The following is a 244-nucleotide window of genomic DNA, read 5'->3' as shown; positions in this document are numbered from 1 at the left end:
CCCCAGGTCGATCAGCATCAAGTGCTCGGCAATTTCCTTGTCGTCGGACAGCAGGTCTTGCTCCAGCGCTAGGTCCGCCTCTTCGGTCGCACCGCGAGGACGGGTACCGGCAATCGGGCGCACGGTGATCAGATTATCTTCGACACGCACCAGCACTTCCGGCGAACTGCCCACGACATGAAAGTCGCCAAAGTTGAAGAAGTACATGTACGGCGTCGGGTTGAAGCAGCGCAGCGCCCGATAG

General features: G+C 59.8%; 1 protein-coding gene. It reads right to left on the bottom strand.

Features of this window, described 5'->3' with window-relative positions:
* Positions 1-244 (bottom strand): chorismate-binding protein (locus AAEZ08_RS23340; RefSeq protein ID WP_500125236.1); only part of this gene is annotated, 244 nt, incomplete at both ends.

Origin of the sequence: Pseudomonas sp. E45-MNA-CIBAN-0222 (genome assembly GCF_040310405.1) — a bacterium.
Classification (GTDB): domain Bacteria; phylum Pseudomonadota; class Gammaproteobacteria; order Pseudomonadales; family Pseudomonadaceae; genus Stutzerimonas; species Stutzerimonas stutzeri_AC.
Note: the sequence above shows the minus strand (reverse complement) of the source record. Positions and strands in the feature narration are given on the sequence as shown.